Here is a 23,614-nt window from a genome sequence, read left to right as displayed (position 1 = left end):
ACTTCTCCCTTTATAGACTGCGGCTCTTCAAGGCCTTGCAGAATGTGTTGTAGTCCTGCGTCACTTGATCGGCATACAGCGGCGCGTAGGCGGCGATGGCTTGATCCAGCCGGTCGGACTGCCCGATATAGCCCGCCAGTTCAGCCGCTTGCCCGCCGGATTTGGCGTGCGCTCGCGCCAGCGCCCAGGCGCAGGCCTGACCGAAGGCTGCCAAGCTGTCCGCCGTTTCAAAGCTCTCCAGCGCCGGTGAGCCCTTCATGTCGCGCAATTGGCGCACGTAGAAATGACGCTGGCCGGGGCCGGTAGTCCAGCCGAGGAAAAGGTCGCTGGCGGCCTGCATCAGACGTTGGCCGAAGACCACCCGTTTGCCCTGATGGCCGTGCACGCAAAGCTGGGTGTAGGGCTCCAGCACCGAGTTGCGTGCTTCTTTCAGTTGCAGAAACAGCGGTTGGTCGTAGTCGTCCTGCAGCAGTACCACCAGGCAGCGGGTGCCCACGCTGCCCACGCCCACCACCTTGAAGGCGGCGTCCACCGGTCTGAAGCGCTGCAACAAGGTGCGGCGATCTTCTTTCAGCGTGTTGATGTAACTGGAAAGCATGGGTTTGAGCAGGTCGTTGGCATGGCCTTCGCCCAGCCAGTCGGCGTCTTGTCCCCATACCTGATCGTCCGGCGTCATGTGAAAAATCACCGGCGGGTTGTCGCGCAGGCGCAGCGAACCATCCTCCTGCGTGGTCATCTTGGGCAGCAGGCGTTCCTGCGTCTGTGTACGCGCCTTGTCCGCTACTTTCACCAGCTGCTGACGAATGGCGTCGTCGGTGGCGCGTTCCAGCAGCTGCTCATAGCCCAGCTTGCTGTACCAGGTGGCCAGCTGGCCCATCTGGGCAAACTCGTTCACGCGCTTGCGATAGGTGGCCACCATGTGCGCCACCACGGATTTGGCCGCGCTTTCATTGAAGCCGCGCTCGCGGGCGGCCAGTACCAGGCTCACCGCCAACCGTTTGACGTCCCATTCCCAGGGGCCGTGGTGGGTTTCGTCGAAGTCGTTGATGTCGAACATCAACTGACGCTCCGGCGAGGCGAAAAAGCCGTAATTCATCAGGTGGGCGTCGCCGCAGATTTGCAGCTTCAGGCCGCTGTCCGGGGCGCTGGCGAGGTCGGCCGCCTGGATCAGCGCCATGCCGCGAAAGAAGGTGAACGGCGAAACCTTCATGCGCTCATAGCGCAGCGGCACCAGCTTTGGCACGCGGCCGGCGGAGGTCTGGCGGATCATGGCGACAATGTCGCGGCGGGGATCAAGCTTGCATAGCGCCTGATCGGCGCGCGGACAGGCGCTGCGGCGCTCCTTGCCGGAGTTTTGCAAGCGTTCGAACTGGGGATGGACGGCGGTAGGCATGGTAATGGCGATCAGGATGGTGTCATCGGCCAGTGTACCCCTCAAGCGCGACGGCGGGGACTGGCCGGCGCACAGCTCAGTCCCTGGCGAGAAACGCTGCAAGATTCTGGCGGTATTCGGTCATCGCCAACGGGTTTTCCGCCCAGTGCCGTCCAAGCTGATGGCCGGCATGATCGATTGTCAGTAGCGCCCGGCTGCAGGTGGCGCCGGCGGCGGCGTACAAGCGCTCGACGATTTCGTGGGGAATCACCTCGTCCCGTTCCGCCGCCACAATCAGCAAATGCCCCTCGAAACGGGCCAGCCTGTCCCAGGCGTCGCTGTCGCGCCAGCTGTTTTCTTGCCGCAGGATGGCGCTGAATTCGGGGCCGAATGGCGTCTCGAACGCCGCCGGGTTGTAGACGCCGGGCACTTGCAGCACCAGATGGGTGACAGCGGGAAGCTGCGCGAGCAGGCGAATGGCGATATAGGCCCCCATGCTGCTGCCGAGCAAGGCCTGCGGGGGATGGGCTTCGGCCAACCTTGCCGCTTGTGCCACGCGCGAGGCCAGGCTGGACCCCAGCAGCGAGCCGCCGGTCTCGCCATGGCCGACGAAGTCCAGCGCGGAGCTGCTGATGCCTTGGCCTGCCAGATAATGGCGCAAGTCCGCATAAACGCCGCGATGCGCCCCGCCCGCGCCATGCAGCAGCATCAGCGCCCGCTGACATGGGCCGGCACCCAGTGTGTCCGCCTGCAGCTGGATGTCGTCAAACGCCAGCGACAAAGGTTTGAATGCGTAGTTATCCACAGAGTTATCCCGAATCATCCACATCATCAACAGGGCTGTAGCTGATTGCTCGGCTTGTCCACAGAGGGGAGCAGATGGGTGCGAAGCCCTTGTCACGCAATGCGGCGCTGGCAAATGAACTTATGCACAGCTTGTTCAGTTTCTATCCACATGACCAACAGATTTTCGCAATGAGTGGCATTTATCCACAGCTTAACGGGCGCAGCGTTCGATCATCCGCTCCCAGGGCTTGGCAACCGGAATGCCGTTGGGGTCAACCTGCACCGTCGCACCCTCGTCTTTGGGGCGCAGCGTGATGGCAAGGCCGGTTTTGCCCGATACCGGATTATGCAGCATGACGGAGAGGGCACCGTTGTCAGCGGTGTCGTGGCGTACGTATTCCTTGGGAATTTTCAGTTTGGCGATGCCTTGATCGAGGCAGCCGGCGATGGTTTGCGGCGTCTTGGTGGAGTTGATTTCGTACGGTTCCTTGTGGACGGCGGCATGAGCGGGCAGAACGGGGAACAGTGCGCAGCTGGCGCAGAGCAGCAAACGGGAGAGGAGAGACATGGCAGGGCAACGGTTGAATGGCACACCCGTGTTTGGTTGGCCGAAGACCGGCAGGGGTTCCTGTCGCTGTCTATGGTATTTGTTAACAAGTGTTTGAATGCAATCAGGATATTTGAAAGAGGCGAACCGCTGTGGCCGCAAACAGGCACAGCACACTGGCCAGCAATTGCCACTGACTGATCAGCGTTAGCAAGCCCGCGTCGCCCGGCGCCGGCAAGCGGCTGCGCGCCTGCCGCTCGCGCCATTGACGCAGCACTTTGCAGCAATGCCATTCCGGCAGCAGGATCAGCAGAAACAGTGCCAGTTTCAGATAAAGCCACGGGGAGGGATGAGCAGGGGGCGCCAGCGCCAGCAGAGCGCCGCCGCTGAGCAGCCACAACGCGAGGGCCAGATGCCACCAATTGTCGGCGCGGAACAGGCGGGTCAGCAGGGCGGGATCGGGGATTTGCCCCAGCAGACGGGAGCGGATGGCTATCGCCGCCAGACCGAAGCCCAGCGCCAGCAGATGGAGCGAGGCTGACAGCCATAGCAGCATGATGGCCCTCCGGGCGGCGATATGCTGCTACGTTAGAGAAGCGCCGCTGGGCTGGCAAGTCGTGGGCGGCGAGACATGAGTGAATGTTCTGTGGGGTGTGGTTTTTGTATGCGAAGGGGCGTAAATGAAAAAGCCGGGAATGATCCCGGCTTTTTTTGCGCCAATCGGTGCTCAACTGCGAATCTGGCCGTCACCCAGTACGATCCATTTCTGGCTGGTCAACCCTTCCAGCGCCACCGGGCCGCGCGCGTGGATCTTGTCGGTGGAGATGCCGATCTCTGCGCCAAGGCCGTATTCAAAGCCGTCGGCGAAGCGGGTGCTGGCGTTCACCATCACGCTGGAGGAGTCCACCTCGCGCAGGAAGCGGCGGGCACGGCCGTAATCTTCGGTGATGATGGCGTCGGTGTGGTGGCTGCCGTAGTGATTGATGTGCTCGATGGCTTCGTCCAGATCCTTCACCACTTTCACGGCGAGGATGGGGGCGGAGTATTCGGTGAACCAGTCCTCTTCCGTTGCCGCCGATACCTTGTCGCCCAGAATCACGCGGGTGCGTTCGCAGCCGCGCAGTTCCACACCCTTTTCCCAGTAGGCTTCGGCCAACCTTGGCAGGATGAAGGCGGCGAAAGCGGAGTGCACCAGCAGGGTTTCCATGGTGTTGCACGGCGCGTAGCGCTGGGTCTTGGCGTTGATGGCCACGTTGAAGGCTTTGTCCGGATTGGCGGTGTCGTCGATATAGACGTGGCAGTTGCCGTCCAGATGCTTGATGACCGGTACACGGGCTTCGGCGCTGATGCGGGCGATGAGGCTCTTGCCGCCGCGCGGCACGATCACATCCACATACTCTTGCAGGGTGATGAGCTCGCCCACGGCGGCGCGGTCGGTGGTTTCCACCACTTGCACCACTTCAGCCGGCAGGCCGGCCACGCGCAGGCCTTCGCTGACGCAAGCGGCGATGGCCTGGTTGCTGTGGAAGGCTTCGGAGCCGCCGCGCAGGATGGTGGCGTTGCCGGATTTCAGGCACAGGCCGGCGGCATCTGCGGTGACATTGGGGCGGGCTTCGTAAATGATGCCCACCACGCCCAGCGGCACGCGCATCTTGCCCAGCTGGATGCCGGACGGACGAAAGCGGAAATCGTCCATTTCACCCACCGGGTCCGGCAGGGTGGCGATCTGACGCAAGCCTTCGGCCATGGCGGCGACGGTTTGCGGGTTGAGGGTGAGGCGGTCGATGAAGGCCGGTTCCAGCCCGGCGGCGCGGGCGGCGTCCAGATCCTTGCGGTTGGCTTCCAGCAGTTTGTCGCTGTCGCGCAGGATGGCGTCGGCCATGGCGTTCAGCGCCTTGTTTTTTTGCAGGGTGTCGGCGCGGGCTACCAGGCGGCTGGCCTTGCGGGCGGCCTGGCCAACCCGCTGCATATACTCTTTTACGTTCATCTCGATGTCCTGATGCACTGTCTCTTTGGCGTTGCCTTTGAGAGTAACCCAAAGCACTGGCATCGGCCAGTTTCGCGCATCCGGATATTGTCGGACAGGGGCAGGGGCAGCCATGTTCTGGCGGCGCTTTCCCCTGTCCGGCGGCGCGGCGAGCCGACTGCGCTCAGCCCACCATGGCGCAGGGGTGGAAATCCAGCGCGGTGTAGTCGTCCGCCACCTCCTCGCCGAATTCGAGGATGGTTTCGTCATCCTCGATGTAGTGCCAGTTGAGGTGAACATAATTGCCGGCGACGGCGGCCTTGTTGAACAGGCCGAACAGTTCCAGCAGCACTTTGGTGCTGGAGCTGTTGAAGTAAGCCAGCTGGATGTCCAGTGTTACCGTTGTGGCGTGCAGCTTGGGCAGGTAGGCCTGCACGGCGTCCATGATGGGGCCGAAGAAGGCGTGGGCGTTTTCCGGATAGCTTTCGCCCCGCAGGCTCAGCTGGTGGCTGTCGAAACGGAAGTCCACTTCCGGAGTGGAGCTGGTGGCGGCGATATAGAGGTTTTGCATGGTGATGAAACTCAGATGGTTGCCTTGAGGTAAAAGGTGGTGAACGGGCCGTGGGCGCCGTCTTCTGCCACAAAGTCGAATTCGATGGGGTTGCTGGAGTCGCGCGCTACGGTAAGGAAGCCGAGGCCGGCGCCCTTGCTGGTGTCTTCGTCCTCGGCGCGCAGTTTTTCCTTGTAGAGCGCCTTGATCTCGTCGTTGCTCATGCTGCGCAGCGGCTCCAGCTTGTCGCGGATGCGCGCCACGTTGTCGCTGCCGATGGGGTTGGCGCACACCACGTAGAAGTGGCCGTTTTCCTCGCCCACCCACAGCGAACCCATGCGTACTTCGTTGTCGTTGCTGTCGCGGGCGGTGAGGGCGTCGGCGGAGTAGTGCACGATGTTCTGCGCCATTTCCACGAAGATGGAGAACAGCTTGCGTCGCAGCGGCTGGCTGGCTTCCAGACTGTTGAGGCGCAGGCGCAGCGAGTCGCCCATGGCGGCGACGATGCTCTGCGAGAAAAAGCCGGTGTAGTAAAACACTACGTTTTCCTGGCGGGCCAGGTCTTTGAAACGGTGAAAACGGCTGAGGCTCATGGTGCGGATTCCGTCGTTGTAAGGTTGGCCGAAGGACGGAAGCGGCTCAATCCAGGCAAACGCCGAACAGGCTGACATCGTCGCGGCGGCTGTTGTCGCCCTGCCAGCGCAGGAAGGCGTCGATGATGTGCTTCTGTTGTTGCTCCATGCGCTTGTGGCCGTGCTTGAGAATCTGTTCCTTGAGGTGTTTCTTGCCGAAGCAGATGCGCTTGGGGCCGCCGATCTGGTCGATGATGCCGTCGGTGCTGATATAGAGCCGGCTGCCGGCGGCCAGTTTTACCGCGTGGTTTTTCCACTCGTAATCCAGCGGCGTGCCGACATAGCCCACGCCTTTCTTGTTGCCTTCCAGTGTGTGCACTTCTTCGCCTTCCGGCGGCAGCACAAACAGCGGCGTCTTGGCGGAGGCGTAGGTAAGCGTGCGGCTGGCCTTGTCGAACCAGCAGAAAGCCCCGTCCATGCCGTCGTCGGAGTTCAGTTCCGGATGGTCGTCGATGCCGGCTTCTTCCGGAGTGAGCTGCCCCAGCGACTGCTTCACCTGGCGGTTGATGGCGCACAGCAGTTCGGCCGGGTTGCGCAGATCATGCGTGGTCAGCACTTGCTTGAGGGTGGAGGCCATGATCAGCGTCATGAAGGCGCCGGGCACGCCGTGACCGGTGCAGTCGATCACGGCCACGAAGAAGCCGTCGTCGCGTTTGACGAAGTAGTAGTAGTCGCCGCCGACGATGTCGCGCGGCGACCACACCATGAAGTAATCCTCCAGCGCCGCCGCCATGTCGCGGCGCGAGCTTTGCAGGAAGGATTGCTGGATCACACTGGCGTAGTTGATGCTCTCCATCATCTGCCGGTGCTTTTCTGCCTGCTGGTCGGCCAGCGCCTGCATCAGCGACACGCCTTGCCCCATGCCGGCGTAGCTGTTGTCCACATTGATGATGAAGCCGTCGGACAGCACTTTCTCCCCCGCGCCCAGCGCCAGGAAGGACAGCTCGGTGATGGGCGTCAGGTAGTCCACGATCAGCGGGCTGGCGTTCATGAAGGCGGTGCAGGATTTGCGACCGAAAATCTCGCGGTGGAAGGGCCGGGCGATCGTGCTCATGAAAGTGTTGCGGTTGATGATGCCCACCGCGCGGCCTTGCTCCACCACCGGAATGTTGGCCAGCAGGGTGTCCTGCGAGAACAGGTCCATCACCTGATAGTTGTTGTCGGTGGGGGCGACGGTGGGCGGGGTTTGCAGCAGGTGGCCGGCCACCGAGTTGGCCTGACCGGCGCGGGGTATGCTGTCCAGCGGCATGGCGTGTGCTCCAGTGCGAATGTGTGATGGCTGGAGTCTAGGCGGGCATGGTGATGGCGCTGTTACGCGCTGGTTAAGATTATTTGTATTATCAATCAAATGGTGTAGCTATTTGTGTTGAAAACTTTTAGATGAGTGACGCTCACAGGGGGTGTGGCGACAAGTAAATAAGGCTGGGCTGCTATAACGGGCAGTAAGGCGGTTTGGCTTGACCCTGTTTAGCTCATGGCTTACTTTGTCAGACAAGCAACCGCTTGGTTGATCATAAGTCGCCGACAACGGCGCGACAGACCACGACAAGGAGTCACAGGCATGACCGGCTATCAGGCGTTCTACCAGCAGTCGATCGACGATCCCGATACCTTCTGGACGCGCGAGGCCGAGCGGATACACTGGCACAAACCTTTCGACAAAGTGCTGGAGTACGACAAGCCGCCTTTTCGCGAATGGTTTGCCGGCGGCCTGACCAACCTCTGTTACAACGCGGTGGACCGGCACCTGGAAGAGCGCGGCGATCAGGCCGCGCTGGTGTATGTGTCCACCGAAACCGACAGCGAAATCAGCTACACCTATCGCCAGTTGCATGAAGAAGTCAGCCGTTTCGCCGCCATCATGCAGGCGCAAGGCGTGGGCAAGGGCGACCGGGTGCTGATTTACATGCCGATGATTGCTGAAGCGGTATTCGCCATGCTGGCCACCGTGCGGCTGGGTGCCATCCATTCGGTGGTGTTTGGCGGCTTTGCCAGCGCCAGTCTCGCCACCCGCATCGAAGACGCCGCGCCTAAATTGCTGATTACCGCCGACGGCGGTCTGCGCGGCGGCAAGGTGATTGCCTACAAGCCGCTGGTGGACGAAGCGCTGTCGCTGGCCGGCGCCGCCGCGCCCAAGAAGGTGATCCTGGTGAATCGCGGCGTGGCTGAAGCGCCGATGATGAAACCCGGCCGTGATCTGGATTACGGCGCGCTGCGCGAGCAGCACCTTAACGACCGGGCCGACGTGGAATGGGTGGAATCCGGCCATCCCAGCTACATCCTCTATACCTCAGGCACCACAGGCAAGCCCAAGGGCGTGCAGCGCGACACCGGCGGCTATGCCGTGGCGCTGGCTTCCAGCATGGAATACATCTACGGCGGCAGGCCGGGGGAAACCTTCTTCTCCACCTCCGACATCGGCTGGGTGGTGGGCCATTCCTACATTGTTTACGCACCCTTGCTGTGCGGCATGAGCACGCTGGTGTACGAAGGGTTGCCGGTGCGGCCCGATCCGGGCATCTGGTGGCAGTTGGTGGAAAAACACAGGGTGACGGTGATGTTCTCCGCGCCCACAGCCATTCGCGTGCTGAAAAAGCAGGACCCGTCCTGGCTGCACAAATACGATCTCTCCTCCCTGCGCGCGCTGTTCCTGGCCGGCGAACCGCTGGATGAGCCCACCGCCAGCTGGATTGGCGGCGAGTTGAACGTGCCGGTGCTGGACAACTACTGGCAGACCGAAACCGGCTGGCCGATGCTGACGCTGTGCAACGGCGTGGGACCGCAAACCGTCAAGATCGGCAGCCCGGGCCTGCCGGTGTACGGCTTCAACGTGAAGTTGCTGAACGAGAGTACCGGCGAGGAAGTGCCGGCTGGCGAGAAGGGTGTCATCGCCGTCATCCCGCCCTTGCCGCCGGGTTGCATGAGCACGGTGTGGGGACAGGACGAGCGCTTTGTGAACACCTACTTCAGCTTGCTGCCGGACCGGCTGGTGTATTCATCCTTCGACTGGGGCGTGCGCGACGAGAACGGCTACTTCACCATCCTCGGGCGCACCGACGATGTGATCAATGTGGCTGGGCATCGCTTGGGCACCCGGGAGATCGAAGAGGCCGTTTCCGGACACAGCGCTATTGCCGAGGTGGCGGTGGTGGGCGTGAACGACACGCTGAAGGGACAGGTGCCTCAGGCCTTCGCCGTGCTGAAAGACCCGTCGGTACTGCAAGACCCGGAACGGCGCGCGGCGCTGGAGAAGGAAGTGATCGCCAAAGTGGCCTCGCAGCTGGGCGCCATTGCCAACCCGGCGCGCGTGTACTTTGTGAATCAGTTGCCCAAGACGCGCTCCGGCAAGGTGCTGCGCCGCTCGATCCAGGCACTGGCCGAAGGCCGCGACCCGGGCGATCTCACCACGTTGGACGATCCTACCGGCCTTGAGCAAGTACGAGACGCCGTGTTGCAAAAGTAAGTTGCTGGCGGTGCCGGTCAGTCGCCGCCAATTAATGAGGCCGTCCCTTGGGGCGGCCGTTTTTATGTTGGCCGAAGGCGGGCAGCCTGCCCGCCGGGCGCAGGTCAGACGCGAAACACGCTGACTGCGCCGTTGAGCGCTTCGGCGTGGCTATCCATCTGGTCGGCCGCGGCCGCGCTGGCGTCCACCGTGGCCTGATTGGCCTCGGTCATGCTGGCGATCACTTCGATCTTCTGCGCCATGTCGCGCATGGCGGCTTGCTGCTCGCTCAGCGCCAGGCTGACGCCTTCGATGTGCTCGACGATCTGGTCGGTGTTGCGGCGGATGCCGACGATGGATTCGCGCGCCGCTTCGGTCTGGCTCACGCCATGGCGCGAAGCGTCCACGCTGCCCTGCATCACGCCCACCACGTCGGACATGCCCTGGCGGATGGTATCGATCTGGCTGGAGATTTCCACCGTGGCCACGCCCGTGCGTTCGGCCAACTTGCGCACCTCGTCGGCTACCACCGCAAAGCCGCGGCCCATTTCGCCGGCGCGGGCCGCTTCGATGGCCGCGTTCAGCGCCAGCAGGTTGGTCTGGTCGGCAATGTCGTGAATGGTGCGTGTGATGGAGGCGATGGCGTCGGTTTGCTGGTTCAGCTTGTCGATGGCTTGGGCGGCGTCGCCGATGCGTTCGGCGATAGAACTGATGTCCTCTGCGGTGGTGGTGATCAGCGCTTCGCAGTCGCCCACCATGCGGCCGGCGGAACGCGCCTCGTGACCGACATCATGGCTCTGGCTTCCCAGTTGCTCGATGCTCTGCAGCACCTCTTCCACCGATGCGCTCATGGCGCGGGTGGACTCCGCCTGCACCATGCTGCTTTTTTGCAGATCGTGCGCCGAGCCGGCCACGGCGCCGGCGCTGCTGTCCAGCTCTGCCGCCAGACCGCGGATGTTGCCGGTGATGCCGCGCAGCTGGCTTTGCATGGCGGCCAGTGCGGCCATCAGGCTGTCGTCGGCGCCGGCCGAAGCGGGTACGGGCTGGCCGAGGTCGCCTTCCGCAATGCGGTTGGCGACGGCCATGGCGTCTGCCGGCTCACCGCCCAGCATGCCGAACACGCGTCGATACACCAGTACGCCGCCGGCGGCGACCACTGCCACCAGCGTCAGGCTGACCGCCAGCAGCAAGGTCTGCATCAGGCTGAGCGTGTCGTTGATGTCGGTGTAGGCGCGATCATCAAGCTTGTGGATGCGTTCGTTGAGGGTTTCCACCTGCTTGGTCAGCGCGTCGGCCCTATCGTCAAAACCGCTGTCCTTTTGCTTCATCAGCGCGTTGCCGGCTTCGCGGCCCTGATCCTTGTAGGCGTTGGCCATGCGCTTGCCCACCTCGTAAAACTGTTCGAGCGACGCGCGCATGGCGTCGGATTCGTTTTTCAGTTCAGGTGACAGGCGGCTGATTTCATCCAGATTTTTCAGGACGGCCTGGTGGTGAGTCTCGGCATCCTTGAAGCCATCGGGGTCGGCGGTGGCGCTGACGTCGGTGAGGTATTGCTGGATCTGTACCACGTGGTAGCGCACATCCGTCATTTGGCCAACCAGCAGGTTGGTGCCGTCCTGCTCGCCGTGGAGGGCGATATTGACGCGACTCAGGCTGAGAAAACCGCCGACGGCCAGGGCGGCAACCAGAGTGATGACGGTGATGATGAAGCTGACAAGCAGGGGTTTGAGTCGGGTGGTCTTGGCGGCCATGTTCTGATTATTGAGTGTGATTCGCAGTAAGAGGCTGGATTGTCCTAGAAAGGACTTTGTCGGACAACGAACTTTTACCCTACTGCTGAAATAGTTTTGATCCGTTGCGTGGATGCCGCACCGGTTGAAGCGGGCTGACGGAGAGTAGCGCGACTGGCACGCACTCTCCTTGATGAAAGTCACATGACATCGGCTTGTCAGCCGTGAGCATCCCGATTGATGCCGGCTTTCAGCCGGCGCATGCCCAGCCATACCGCGCCGGCCACCAGTGGTATGGCGAGGCCGGTCAGCAGCTCCACATTGAGATGGATGCCGGCGGCTTCCACAGCGTTCAGCAAATGGTGCAGCAGGCTCACCATGTAGTAGGTCAGCACGCCCACCGACAAGCCTTCCACGGTTTCTTGCAGCCGCAATTGCAGGGCGGCGCGGCGGTCCATGCTGGCCAGCAGGGCGCGGTTCTGTTCCTCGTGCAGCACTTCCACCCGCGTGCGCAAGAGCGCGGTGGTGCGTTGCAGACGGGCGGTGATGCGATCGTGGCGGCGGATGACGGTTTCGCAGGTATTCATGGCCGGCGACAAGCGGCGCTCCATGAATTCGCGGAAGGGTTGCATGCCGGAGATGCGGCTTTCGCGCAATTCGCCGATGCGCCCTTCCACCAGCTTGTAATAAGCCTGAGCGGCGGAGAAACGGTACTGGCTTTCCGCGATGAGCTGTTCCACGCGGGTGGCCAGTTCGGTGAGCTCGGTCAGCAGTTGTGAATCGGAGCCCTTGGCCAGCCCCATGCGTTCGGTGATGGCGCGCAGCTCGATGCCCAAGTCGTCCAGCTCTTTCATCTGACGCTTGGCGATGGGCAGGGCCAGCAGGGCCAGCATGCGGTAGGTTTCCATTTCGAACAGGCGCTGCAACATGCGGCCGGACTGGCTGGGGCCCATGGCGCGGTCCACCACGACATAGCGCGAGAAGCCGTCCGCCAACCGGGCGTCGGGGTGCAGGCGCAGGTCGGTGTAGGCCACGCCGTTGCCGTCGCCGATTTCCGCGCCGATCAGCTCCCGGCCGCCAAACCAGCGCGTCGCCATGTCTTGCAGCTCGGTTTCGCGCTCCGCCGGCAGCAGCACCGCGTGCAGCGCCACCAGCACCACGCCGGGCATGTTGTTGAGCCATACCGGTGGGATGCGGTCCAGCGCGGTGCGATCGAAGGGGTCGTTGCAGTCGCCGGTGATGATGAAGGTGTAACGGGCGAATTCGGTATGCAGCGACCAGCGCACGGTCAGGTCGCCGGCCGAGCCGGAGTAGTGGCTGCAACGTTCGGGCAGCGGCGGCAGGCCGATGAGGTCGGCCAGATGGCGGATGGCGGCCTGCTGGGCCGTATCGTCGTAGTCGTAGTACAGCGTCAGCGAGGTCAGGCGCGCGGGCGACTGTATGGCCGCATAGGGACGCGCGTGCGCTTCCTCGTTGAGCTCGCGGCGCAGGGCGTGCGGGGTCAGCATGGTGGGTCAATCCTGATTAAACGGTTTCAGCATTGCCTGCCCCTTGCCCGCAATGCTCAAGCCGCTTGTGGCCGATCAGCATACCCAAGCTTCATGACAGGGACTAGGCAATTTCCACGCCAGCGGCGAGGTTGGCCGAAGGATTGTTGCGCGGACCACGTCTGGCGGAGAGCGCGCGGGCAGCGGGGAAGCAAAAAAAGGGGAGAGGATGGAAAGCGGCTTACCGCTCGCGGAGCGGGTTCAGTCCTGGGCTTGCCGGCGATGCTTGGCGATGAGGCTGGCCAGCGCTTGCTTCACATCGGCGTTGCCCACGCTGTCGATGGCGGCGCTCATGGTATCCAGCGCGGCCGTGCTGATGGCGATGCGCTTAGCCGGGCGCGGCGGCGGCGTCAGACGGATATCCACCTTTACCCGCATGCTGCTGGCCACATAGCCCTTGGCGGCCAGCGGCGGCAGCAGGCTGTTGCCCAGCATGCGCAAACGCGCCGCCACAATGCCGGAATTGGCGAACACCACCAGCTCGTCGTCGCGGATGCGCACGGCGCGGCAGCAATCGGCCAGATTGCCAGGCAGCAGCTGGCGAAACGCCCGGTCCAGCGCCATCAGCGCGCGCGCTTCGCTGGTCAGGCGGGACAGATTGCCGTCCTGGCGGGCGATATCGGAAAACTGGCGTTCGGACATGGATGAGCTGGCGGAAGAGGAGCGGTGAATAAGCGCATTGTAGCGCCAAAAGCGGCGAGGGCCGAGACTGGCGTCGTCGGCCCCCGTTGCGGGTGGAAGCGGCCGCTGGTGCGGCGTTTCCTTTGAGGACGCCTTACAGCGCGCCTTCCACGTCTTCCATGCTGAAGGTTTCGGTGTGGTCGTTGTAGGAGAAGATTTCCGCATAACGTCCCCAGTTGATCACCGTGTCCAGTGTCTCTTCGGCGGCGCTGTCGCTGAGGTAGTCTTCCAGTTCCTGCTCAAAACGCAGGCGCGGCGCGCGTTGGCCCGGGCGTTCCTGCAGCACGCGGCGGATGCGGGCGGCCAGCGGCACATTGCGCAGCAGGTGTTCGGCAAACAGCACCTTGCGTTCCTGCGTGCCGACGTCGGCGAATTGCTTGCCGGCGGCCGTGAGCAGGATGTCGCCGTCCTTCAGCTCGGCAAAGCCCAAATGTTCGAGGATTTCCGCCACCGGGAACAGATCGTCCACTTCCAGCAAGAGCTTGCCGGCGATTTCCGGCATGTCGGCGCGGCCGTTGTAGGGCGGCGCGGCCAGCGCTTCCATCAGGCCGGCCATCAGGTTGGTGGATACCTCGGTCAGCGGGCTGCCCACTTCCAGTTGCACCTTGTTCAGCGTGTCGGCGCTGCGGCGACGCGTCATCAGGGCGTAGATGTCGTCCACCATCTTGCGGAAGGCCGGGTCCAGACGGTTGCGCGGATGCGGGAAGGGCACCTTGATTTCCGCCACTACGCGGCCGGGGTTGGACGACAGCACCATGATGCGGTCGCACATGAACACGGCTTCTTCGATGTTATGGGTGACGATCAGCACCGATTTGATCGGCAGTTGTCGGGTGTTCCACAGGTCCAGCAAGTCGGTGCGCAGCGTTTCCGCGGTCAGCACGTCCAGCGCGGAGAAGGGCTCGTCCATCAGCAGCAGGGTGGGGTTCACCACCAGCCCGCGCGCAAAGCCCACACGCTGGCGCATGCCGCCGGACATCTCGCGCGGATAAGCGTTTTCGAAGCCGTCCAGGCCGATCAGGTCAATGGCGGCCAGTGCACGTTTGCGGCGCTCGTCCGGCGGCACGCCCAGCGCTTCCAGCCCGGCCTCCACGTTTTGCAGCACGGTCAGCCAGGGGAAGAGGGCGAAGGTCTGGAACACCATGGCCACGCCTTCGGCCGGGCCGGTCAGGGGTTTGCCGAAGTAATTCACTTCGCCGCTGCTGGCCTGGATCAGGCCGGCAATGATGCGCAAGAGGGTGGATTTGCCGGAGCCGGAGCGGCCCAAAAGGCCAACAATCTCGCCTTCGAGCAGGGTGAGGTTGACGTCGTCCAGCACCTGGACGTCTTCTTCGCCACCTTTGCGGAAGCCCTTGTCCACGTGCTTGAGGGAGAAGATTTCTTGTCGCAGGGTAGTGTTGTCGATAGTCATGATCGGCCTCCTTGGCCCCGCCAACCAAACCCCAGATCCTGCCTTGCGCCTGCTTGTCGTACTTGATGTACGGCCTGCGTCGGCGCGCCTTGGTTCAGGTTTCCTGCGAGGTTTGGCGAGCGGTTCTTAGTTGAGACGGAGTTTGTTTTCAGCGATGGCGTACAGCGGACGCCACAGCAAGCGGTTGAACAGCACGACAAACACCGACATGACGGTGATGCCCAGCAGAATCTTGGGGAAGTCGCCGGCGGCGGTTGTCTGGGCGATATACGAACCCAGCCCATGCGCCACCAGCTTGTCGTTGCCCCAGGACACCATCTCCGACACGATGCTGGCGTTCCAGGCGCCGCCGGAGGCGGTGATGGCGCCGGTGATGTAGTAGGGGAAGATGCCCGGCAGCATCACCTGCCGCCACCATTGCCAGCCGCGGATGCGGAAGTTGGTGGCCGCTTCGCGGAAGTCGTTGGGGAAGGCGCTGGCGCCCGCCACCACGTTGAAGAGGATGTACCACTGCGTGCCCAGCACGATCAGCGGCGACAGCCAGATGTCCGGGTCCAGCTTGAAGTGCACGATGAAGATGACGAATACCGGAAACAGCAAATTGGCCGGGAAGGCCGCGAGGAACTGCGCCAGCGGCTGTACCTTCTCCGCCAGCGCCGGGCGCAGGCCGATATAGACGCCCAGCGGCACCCAGATCACAGAGGCGATGGCGATCAGCAGCGTCACCCGGATCAGGGTGATGAAACCCAGCCCCACCACGCGCAACGCTTCGAGCAGATGCACCTCGGTCGTGATGAAACTGAACAGCCGCCAGACGATAAAGGCGCACAGACCGGCCATGAACACGCCCCACACCACATCAATGGCGCGCGACACTGTGGTGTGCGCTTCGGTGTGGATGTACTGCGGCATGCTGATGTTCAGCCGCAGACGGGCCAGCGTCTTCATGAGTTTGCCGAAGGGGCGCAGCAGCTGCTGGATGAAACGAGTGCGCTGGATCAGGTTCAGCACCCAGGATTCCGGCGCCGCCTGCGACATGGTGTCTTCCAGGCGGAATTTATCCGCCCAGGCTACCAGCGGACGGAACAGGAACTGGTCATAGATGAGGATCACCGCCACCATCACCAGAATCACCCAGCCCACCGCGCCCATGTCCTTGTGGTCGATGGCCATGGCCAGGTAGGAACCCACGCCCGGCAGCGTCACGGTCTTGTCGCCCACGGTGATGGCTTCGGACGCCACCACGAAGAACCAGCCGCCCGACATGGACATCATCATGTTCCAGATCATGCCCGGCATGGCGAAGGGCACCTCCAGCTTCCAGAACTTCTGCCAGCCGGACAGGCGCAGGTTGACCGACACTTCTTTCAGGTCGTTCGGCACCGTGCGCATGGACTGGTAGAAGCTGAACGTCATGTTCCAGGCTTGCGAGGTGAAAATGGCGAAAATGGCGGCAAACTCCGCCCCCAGCACCCGGCCGGGAAACAGCGCCAGAAAGAAGGTGACGGTAAAAGAGATGTAGCCCAGCACCGGCACGGACTGCAGGATGTCCAGGATCGGCACCAGCAGTTTCTCCGCACGGCGGCTCTTGGCCGCCAGCGTGCCGTAGACCAGCGTGAACACGATGCTGGCCGCCATGGCCGCCAACATACGCAAGGTGGTGCGCAGCGCGTACTCGGGCAGATTGGACGGATCGAGCGATATCGGCTCGGTCTGCAGGGCGCTGATGGGCGCCCAGGTGCCTTCGATGCCGGTTGTGGCGAACATCAGGAAGCCGATGATCAGCGGGAAGGCCACCAGATCCCAGCGGTTGGGCATCAAGCGTTTGGCGGTGGCGGGTATGAACGGGCGGACAACGGAAGTCATCAGGCCTCTCCGATTGGCGTTGAACCTGGCGCGAGCGGTGCAGGCCCCGTCGCGCTTCTTCATCAGATGAGCACCATCTCTTGTTCTTTTCACGGACAGCCCGTGTCAGACATCAAAATTGTGGCTCTGCAATGCGCGTGAATGATAGCAAGGCGCAGATAAAAGTTTTATGAAAACGGACAAAGAATTGTATTAATTCTGTAACTTTTTCCGACTGCCCCGCCAGCGGGCCGCGGGCCGCGCCGTAAAGCCCCTTCGGCCAACCCCGGAATCCCGGTTCGAGCTGGCGTCGCCGCCGGATTTTGCGCGGAGAGCGACATCGGGGTGCTTGATTCAACGCAAGCTCGCCCCCATAACTTGTTTTCGGGATGTGCTACACTTTCGCCTATTTTGTTTTTGCCGGCCCGCCGGGCCCCTGGATTGGAATACATGATTTCCTCGCTTCTCAAGAAAGTTTTTGGCAGCCGCAACGACCGCCTGCTCAAGCAATACCGTCAGGAAGTGGCGCGTATCAATGCGCTTGAACCGGACATGAAGGCGTTGTCCGACGAGGCGCTGGCGGCCAAGACCGCCGAGTTCAAGGAGCGAATCGCCAACGGGGAATCGCTGGACCGCATCCTGCCCGAAGCCTTTGCCGTATGCCGCGAGGCCTCCGTCCGCGTACTGGGCATGCGCCATTTCGATGTGCAGATGATCGGCGGCATGGTGCTGCACAACGGCAAGATTGCTGAAATGCGCACCGGCGAAGGCAAGACCCTGGTGGGCACACTGCCGGTATACCTCAACGCCTTGAAGGGCGAAGGCGTGCACGTCATCACCGTCAACGACTACCTGGCCAGCCGCGACGCCGGCATCATGGGTCGTTTGTACAATTTCCTCGGTCTGACCGTGGGCGTGAACCTGTCGCAAATGCCGCACGATGAAAAGCAGGCCGCCTACGCCTGCGACATCACCTACGGCACCAACAACGAATTCGGCTTCGACTATCTGCGCGACAACATGGTATTCACCGTGGGCGAGAAAGTGCAGCGCAAGCTGTCCTTCGCCGTGGTGGACGAAGTGGACTCCATCCTGATCGACGAAGCCCGCACCCCGCTGATCATTTCCGGCCCGGCCGAAGACAACATCGACATGTACCAGCGCATGAACGCGGTGCCGCCGATGCTCAAGCGCCAGGAGACCGAAGACGGCGAAGGCGACTACTGGGTGGACGAAAAGGCCCACTCGGTGCTGTTGTCCGAAGCCGGCCACGAACATTGCGAAGATATCCTGACGCAGCTGGGCCTGCTGAAGGAGGGCGACAGCCTTTACTCCGCCGCCAACATCACCCTGATGCATCACCTGATGGCCGCCCTGCGCGCCCATTCGCTCTTCCATCTGGACCAGCACTACGTGGTGCAGGACGGCGAAGTGGTGATCGTCGACGAATTCACCGGCCGCCTGATGGCCGGCCGCCGCTGGTCGGAAGGCCTGCACCAGGCGGTGGAAGCCAAGGAAGGCGTGGAGATCAACCGCGAAAACCAGACGCTGGCCTCCATTACCTTCCAGAACTACTTCCGTCTGTACGGCAAGCTGTCCGGCATGACCGGCACCGCCGATACCGAAGCCTACGAATTCCAGAGCATCTACGGCCTGGAAACCGTGGTCATCCCCACCAACCGCCCGATGCTGCGCAAGGACTCGCAGGACAAGGTGTACCGCTCGGCGCGCGAGAAATACGACGCCATCCTGGCCGACATCAAGGACTGCCACGAGCGCGGCCAGCCGGTGCTGGTGGGCACCACCAGCATTGAAAACTCCGAGCTGATCGCCGATCTGCTGAAACAGGCCAAGCTGCCGCACAACGTGCTGAACGCCAAGGAACACGCCCGCGAAGCCGACATCGTCGTGCAGGCCGGTCGACCGGGCGTCATCACCGTGGCCACCAATATGGCTGGTCGCGGCACCGACATCGTGCTGGGCGGCAACCCCGATCCGGAAATCAAGGCCGTGCAGAAGGACGACAGCCTGTCCGACGCCGAGAAGCAAGTCCGCATCGACGCCATCCGCGCCGAGTGGAAAGAACGCCACGACGCCGTGCTGGCCGCAGGCGGCCTGCATATCGTCGGCACCGAACGTCACGAATCACGCCGTATCGACAACCAGCTGCGCGGCCGCTCCGGCCGTCAGGGCGACCCGGGCTCTTCCCGCTTCTACCTGTGCCTGGAAGACCCGCTGCTGCGCATTTTCGCCTCTGACCGCGTGGCCGCCATCATGGACCGCCTGAAGATGCCGGATGGCGAAGCCATCGAGCATCCGTGGGTGTCCCGCTCCATCGAAAACGCCCAGCGCAAGGTGGAGGGCCGCAACTTCGATATCCGCAAACAGTTGCTCGAATACGACGACGTCGCCAACGACCAGCGCAAGGTGATCTACCAGCAGCGCAACGACATCCTGCAAGAAGAGGATGTCACCGATGTGGTGATCAACATGCGCGAAGGCGTGTTGTCCGATCTGGTTGACCTGCACATGCCGCCGGACTCCATGGAAGAGCAGTGGGATCTGGCCGGGCTGGAAAAAACACTGGAAGCGGAATTCCAGCTGGAGGCCCCGGTGGCAGACTGGCTGAAGGCCGAGTCCACGCTGGACATCCCCGACATCAAGCAACGCATCATCGAACTGGCCGCCGCCGCCTATCAGGCCAAGGTGGAAGTGGCCGGCGAAGGCGTGATGCGCCAGTTTGAGCGCAGTCTGGTGCTGCAGATGCTGGACACCCACTGGCGCGAACATCTGGCGTCGATGGACCACCTGCGTCAGGGCATTCATCTGCGCGGCTACGCCCAGAAGAACCCCAAGCAAGAATACAAGCGCGAAGCCTTCGAACTGTTTGCCGACATGCTGGAGCGCATCAAGCGCAGCGTGGTCAATGTGCTGATGACGGTGCAGATCCGCAGCCAGGAAGACGCCGACGCCATGGAGCCGCACGAAGTGGACGGCATGCAGCTGAATCACGCCGAACCGGGCTCTTCGCTGAGCGAAGAGGACAATCCGCTGTCGCCGGAAGCCTTGGCGGCGCAAGGCCTGCGCGTGGGCCGCAACGATCCTTGTCCTTGCGGCAGCGGTCAGAAGTACAAGCAGTGCCACGGTCGTCTGGAGTAATCCCGACGCGGGCTTTCGCCTGATTCCGATACCGACGCCCTGCTTGTGCGCAGGGCGTTTTCGCATCCGGCGGCCGGCCCGCTCAGTAGCCGCGCGGATGCCCAGCGCCCGCCCGCTCTGTTAACCTTGCAGGCGACAACCGAATACCAACCTCTTGCAGCGACCTCATCATGATTTCGAGCGACACCCGCATCTATCTGGCCTCCGGCAGTCCGCGCCGCCGGGAAATCCTTGAACAAATGGGCGTGCACATCGAACGCATCCACGCCGACATCGATGAATCCGTTTTGCCCGGCGAAAACGCCGTGACGTATACCGAGCGGCTGGCGCGCGGCAAGGCCGACGCCGGCTGGGCCGTGGTGCAATCCTGCGGCCTGCCGTCCCGCCCCTTGCTGTCGGCCGATACTACCGTGGTGGTGGATGGCGAGATCTTCGGCAAACCGGAAGACGCCGCCGATGCCGCCCGCATGCTGCGCACCTTTTCCGGTCGGGGCCATCAAGTGGTCACCAGCGTGGCGGTGCGTCAGGACGATCGCGTCGAACTGCGCACTTCGGTGACCGAGGTGGTGTTCCGTCCGCTGAGCGAAGAAGACATCCAGCGCTATATCGACAGCGGCGAGCCCTTCGACAAGGCCGGCGCTTATGGCATCCAGGGTCGCGCCGCCGTGTTCATCGCCCGCATCGAGGGCAGCTACACCGGCGTGATGGGCCTGCCGGTATTTGAAACCGCCGAACTGTTGGGCCTGTTCGGTCACCGCTTTCCGTAAGCAAGGGGAACCTCATGCTGCATCAATCCATTCCCCTGCCGCGCGACATCCAGCGCCCCAAGGAACAGATTCTCGTCAACATCACGCCGCAGGAAACCCGCGTGGCCGTGCTGGAAGACTCGGTAGTGCAAGAGCTGCATGTCGAGCGCGCCGCCAGCCGCGGCATTGTCGGCAACATTTATCTGGGCCAGGTGAAGCGCGTGCTGCCCGGCATGCAGAGCGCCTTCATTGAAATCGGCCTCGAACGCGCCGCCTTCCTGCACATCGCCGACGTACTGGAACAGCGTCAACACCCCACCGAGCCGCAACGCATCGAGAAGATGTTGTTTGAAGGCCAGACTGTGCTGGTGCAGGTGATCAAGGACCCGATCGGCACCAAGGGCGCGCGCTTGTCCACGCAGATTTCGCTGGCAGGCCGCTTTCTGGTGCATCTGCCGCAGGAGGAGCACATCGGCATCTCGCAGAAAATCGAAAGCGAGACCGAGCGCCTCAGCCTGAAGGCGCGGCTGGAAAAGCTGCTGCCGCCCAATACCCCGCGCGGCTACATCATCCGCACCAGCGCGGAAACCGCCGGCGATGAAGAGTTGCTGGCCGACATCGATTACCTCTCAAAGCTGTGGGCCGACATTCGCCACAAATCGCAGCATTTGCCGGCGCAAAGCCTGTTGTACGAAGACCTGCCGCTGGCAGTGCGCGTGTTGCGCGACATGGTGAGCGACACCACCGAGCACGTGATTGTCGACTCGACGGAAAACTACAGCCGCATGGTGGAGTTTGCCGAAAGCTATGTGCAGTCCGCCGTGCGCAAGATCGAGCGCTACAGCGGCGAGCGCCCGCTGTTCGAGCTGTTTTCCATCGAGGCGGAAATCGACAAGGCGCTGGCGCGGCGGGTGAATCTGAAGTTTGGCGGTTACCTGATCATCGATCAGACCGAGGCGATGACCACCATCGACGTCAACACCGGCGGCTTTGTCGGCAACCGCAACTTTGACGAAACCATCTTCAAGACCAATCTGGAAGCCACGCAATCCATCGCCCGCCAACTGCGGCTGCGCAACCTGGGCGGCATCATCATCGTCGACTTCATCGACATGGACAGCGAAGAACATCAGTTGGCGGTGCTGACCGAGCTGGCCAAGGCGCTGGCGCGCGACCGCACTCGCGTCACGCTCAACGGCTTTACCAGCCTGGGTCTGGTGGAAGTTACCCGCAAGCGCACCCGCGAAAGCCTGGCGCACGTGTTGTGCGAACCCTGCCCCACCTGCCAGGGGCGCGGGGAAATCAAAACCGCTCAGACCGTGTGCTATGAAATCCAGCGCGAGATCGTGCGCGAAGCGCGCCAGTTCGACGCCAAGGGCTACCGCATCCTGGCAGCGCAGCCGGTAATCGACATGTTCCTGGACGAAGAGTCGCAGAGCCTGGCGATGCTGGTGGACTTCATCGGCAAACCCATCTCGCTGTCGGTGGAAGCCACCTACACGCAGGAACAGTTTGACGTAGTATTGTTGTAAATCTTATCTGCGGCAGATATCGGCCCGGCGGATGCCGGGCCTTGTCGTTACGGAGCAGCAAGCATGACCGATTCTCACGGCGACGCCCTCTGGCGCGCCATCCTGCAGGAGGCGGAGCAATCCGCTCGCGACGAGCCTTTGCTGGCCAGCTTCCTGCACATGACCGTTTTGCGTCACGCCACGCTGGAAGACGTGCTGGCGTTTCATCTCTCCAGCAAGCTGGCCAGTCCGGTCATGGACGCTCGCGCGCTGATGGAATTGTTCCGCGAAGCGTTGGCATCCGATTGCAAGATCAGCGAAGCGGCGCGTGCCGACATCCGCGCCTGTTTCGAGCGAGACCCGGCTTGCGACAGCTATTCCACCCCCTTGCTCTACTTCAAGGGTTTTCACGCGATCCAGAGCCAGCGCATCACCCATTGGCTGTGGCGCGAAGAGCGCAAGACGCTGGCGCTGTTCCTGCAAAACCGCATTTCCGAAGTTACCGGCGCGGATATCCACCCCGCCGCCCGTATCGGCCACGGCATCATGCTGGACCACGGCACCGGCGTGGTGGTGGGTGAAACCGCCGTCATCGGCAACAATGTCTCCATGCTGCACGGCGTGACGCTGGGCGGCTCCGGCAAGGAGCGCGGCGACCGTCACCCCAAGATCGGCGACGGCGTGATGCTGGGCGCGGGCTCGGCCGTGCTGGGCAATATCCGCGTGGGCGAGTGCGCCAAGGTGGGCGCCGGCAGCGTCGTGCTGGAGGATGTGCCGCCGCACACCACCGTGGCCGGCGTGCCGGCGCGGGTGGTGGCGCAAGCCAATCAGGGCATGCCCTCGCTGGATATGGATCAACGCGTGTGAACGGGCAAAACGGCCTCCTGCATTTGCTGACCGGCCCATCGGCGGCTGAGGCGCTGCGCGCGATGTTGCCCGAGGACGAGGTGCTGGAGGTGATGGAAGACTTCTCCCACGGCCCGCTGGCGGATGCCGACGCCATCGATCCGCAGGCGCGCGTGGCCTGGTGGAACCGGCTGTGGTGGTCGATGCGCTGGCTGCCGGACATCGACGAAGCCTTCCTGCAAGCCTATTGGCAGTGCCGCAAACGGCTGTTTCTCGCCTTCGGCCAACGTCAGCCGCTGTGCCTGTGGCTGGGCGACGGCGCGCATGACCGCTTGCTGCTGGACATGGCCTGCGCCCACGCCCACGCCAGCCAGCCGCTGTCGGTGGTGGAGGTCAGCGGCAAGGTGGCGGCGAGCCATCACGGTCATGTGGCGCTGGGCATGTACGACGAGGACGCGCTGCGCCCCTTGCTGAGCGAGGCCCGCTTGTTGTCGGTGGCGGAGCGGGAGTGCCATGCCGCTGAATGGGCGTACTGGCAGGAGACCGGGCGCGGCTGGCGCGAGTTGACCGGACAGGCGATAAGCGAGTTGGCGGCCGACTGCTTTGACGACGCCTTGCTGGCCGTATTGCGCGACGGCGGCGAGCAGGCCGCCGCCCGGGTGGTGGGCGTGGTGATGGGGCGGCATCAGTCCGCTTTTGTGCCGGATACTTATCTCTTCTGGCGGCTGTCCATGTTGGCCGAAGCCGGGCGTGTGGCGTTGACGCCGCAGCCGGAAGGCCCGCCGCGCGCGGCGCTGGCCTGATTCTCGCTGCGCGGCTTTGCGTAGGGCGGCGGCGCGGGTA

Annotated in this window: 19 protein-coding genes; 6 read left to right on the top strand and 13 right to left on the bottom strand. The window is 62.9% G+C overall.

Annotated features, from left to right (window positions below):
* Window positions 1–10 precede the first annotated feature (10 nt).
* From Q0P52_RS01000 to Q0P52_RS00965, 8 genes are all read right to left on the bottom strand, one after another.
* On the bottom strand, window positions 11–1,438 hold the full coding sequence (locus tag Q0P52_RS01000; RefSeq protein ID WP_293759768.1) for a DUF2252 domain-containing protein: 1,428 nt from the start codon (window positions 1,436–1,438) through the stop codon (window positions 11–13).
* 31 nt (window positions 1,439–1,469) lie between these two features.
* A complete protein-coding gene (locus Q0P52_RS00995; protein WP_293759769.1) occupies window positions 1,470–2,177 on the bottom strand; it encodes an alpha/beta fold hydrolase in 708 nt (235 codons plus the stop codon).
* 192 nt (window positions 2,178–2,369) lie between these two features.
* Window positions 2,370–2,726, bottom strand: coding sequence for a hypothetical protein (locus tag Q0P52_RS00990; protein ID WP_293759771.1), 357 nt, complete (start codon window positions 2,724–2,726; stop codon window positions 2,370–2,372).
* Between the two features lie 103 nt (window positions 2,727–2,829).
* Entirely contained in the window at window positions 2,830–3,261 is a 432-nt protein-coding gene (locus tag Q0P52_RS00985; RefSeq protein WP_293759773.1) for a DUF2214 family protein, read from the bottom strand.
* 171 nt (window positions 3,262–3,432) lie between these two features.
* On the bottom strand, window positions 3,433–4,755 hold the full coding sequence (locus Q0P52_RS00980) for a glutamate-5-semialdehyde dehydrogenase (protein WP_293759775.1): 1,323 nt from the start codon (window positions 4,753–4,755) through the stop codon (window positions 3,433–3,435).
* Window positions 4,756–4,855: 100 nt separating this feature from the next.
* The gene (locus tag Q0P52_RS00975) at window positions 4,856–5,242 is read right to left on the bottom strand and encodes a DUF1987 domain-containing protein (protein WP_293759777.1); all 387 of its coding nucleotides are present in this window, start codon (window positions 5,240–5,242) and stop codon (window positions 4,856–4,858) included.
* A gap of 11 nt (window positions 5,243–5,253) precedes the next feature.
* Window positions 5,254–5,814, bottom strand: a complete 561-nt coding sequence (locus Q0P52_RS00970) for a SiaB family protein kinase (protein WP_293759779.1) — start codon at window positions 5,812–5,814, stop codon at window positions 5,254–5,256.
* 46 nt (window positions 5,815–5,860) lie between these two features.
* A complete protein-coding gene (locus Q0P52_RS00965; protein WP_293759781.1) occupies window positions 5,861–7,102 on the bottom strand; it encodes a SpoIIE family protein phosphatase in 1,242 nt (413 codons plus the stop codon).
* A gap of 312 nt (window positions 7,103–7,414) precedes the next feature.
* On the opposite strand from Q0P52_RS00965, the gene Q0P52_RS00960 reads away from it, so the two are divergent.
* Window positions 7,415–9,316 (top strand): propionate--CoA ligase, encoded by a 1,902-nt coding sequence (locus tag Q0P52_RS00960; protein ID WP_293759783.1) that lies wholly within the window; start codon window positions 7,415–7,417, stop codon window positions 9,314–9,316.
* A 104-nt stretch (window positions 9,317–9,420) separates the two neighbouring features.
* On the opposite strand, the gene Q0P52_RS00955 is transcribed toward Q0P52_RS00960, so the two are convergent.
* The 5 genes from Q0P52_RS00955 to Q0P52_RS00935 all read right to left on the bottom strand — a co-directional run bounded on the left by Q0P52_RS00955 (window position 9,421) and on the right by Q0P52_RS00935 (window position 16,530).
* Complete coding sequence (locus tag Q0P52_RS00955) at window positions 9,421–11,046, bottom strand: methyl-accepting chemotaxis protein (protein ID WP_293759785.1); 1,626 nt, start codon at window positions 11,044–11,046, stop codon at window positions 9,421–9,423.
* Between the two features lie 197 nt (window positions 11,047–11,243).
* Window positions 11,244–12,533 (bottom strand): DUF3422 domain-containing protein, encoded by a 1,290-nt coding sequence (locus tag Q0P52_RS00950; protein WP_293759787.1) that lies wholly within the window; start codon window positions 12,531–12,533, stop codon window positions 11,244–11,246.
* A 240-nt stretch (window positions 12,534–12,773) separates the two neighbouring features.
* Complete coding sequence (locus Q0P52_RS00945) at window positions 12,774–13,214, bottom strand: DciA family protein (protein ID WP_293759789.1); 441 nt, start codon at window positions 13,212–13,214, stop codon at window positions 12,774–12,776.
* Window positions 13,215–13,347: 133 nt separating this feature from the next.
* Window positions 13,348–14,664: a nitrate/sulfonate/bicarbonate ABC transporter ATP-binding protein gene (locus tag Q0P52_RS00940; protein WP_293759791.1), complete on the bottom strand. Its 1,317-nt coding sequence runs from the start codon at window positions 14,662–14,664 to the stop codon at window positions 13,348–13,350.
* A 126-nt stretch (window positions 14,665–14,790) separates the two neighbouring features.
* Window positions 14,791–16,530 (bottom strand): ABC transporter permease subunit, encoded by a 1,740-nt coding sequence (locus tag Q0P52_RS00935; protein ID WP_293759793.1) that lies wholly within the window; start codon window positions 16,528–16,530, stop codon window positions 14,791–14,793.
* Between the two features lie 429 nt (window positions 16,531–16,959).
* Between Q0P52_RS00935 and secA the strand changes: the two genes are divergently transcribed.
* The 5 genes from secA (at window position 16,960) to Q0P52_RS00910 (ending at window position 23,574) form a co-directional block, all read left to right on the top strand.
* Window positions 16,960–19,668: a preprotein translocase subunit SecA gene (secA, locus tag Q0P52_RS00930; RefSeq protein WP_293759795.1), complete on the top strand. Its 2,709-nt coding sequence runs from the start codon at window positions 16,960–16,962 to the stop codon at window positions 19,666–19,668.
* Between the two features lie 170 nt (window positions 19,669–19,838).
* Window positions 19,839–20,435, top strand: a complete 597-nt coding sequence (locus Q0P52_RS00925; protein WP_293759797.1) for a Maf family protein — start codon at window positions 19,839–19,841, stop codon at window positions 20,433–20,435.
* A 14-nt stretch (window positions 20,436–20,449) separates the two neighbouring features.
* Entirely contained in the window at window positions 20,450–21,946 is a 1,497-nt protein-coding gene (gene rng, locus Q0P52_RS00920; RefSeq protein ID WP_293759799.1) for a ribonuclease G, read from the top strand.
* Between the two features lie 63 nt (window positions 21,947–22,009).
* A complete protein-coding gene (gene cysE / locus Q0P52_RS00915; RefSeq protein WP_293759801.1) occupies window positions 22,010–22,792 on the top strand; it encodes a serine O-acetyltransferase in 783 nt (260 codons plus the stop codon).
* The gene (locus tag Q0P52_RS00910) at window positions 22,789–23,574 is read left to right on the top strand and encodes a DUF3658 domain-containing protein (RefSeq protein ID WP_293759803.1); all 786 of its coding nucleotides are present in this window, start codon (window positions 22,789–22,791) and stop codon (window positions 23,572–23,574) included. Before cysE ends, Q0P52_RS00910 begins: the two co-directional genes overlap by 4 nt.
* Window positions 23,575–23,614 lie beyond the last annotated feature (40 nt).

The organism is uncultured Aquitalea sp., from assembly GCF_945957525.1.
Lineage (GTDB): Bacteria > Pseudomonadota > Gammaproteobacteria > Burkholderiales > Chromobacteriaceae > Aquitalea.
The sequence above is the reverse complement of the archived record's forward strand: the minus strand, read 5'-3'. Positions and strand labels throughout refer to the sequence as shown.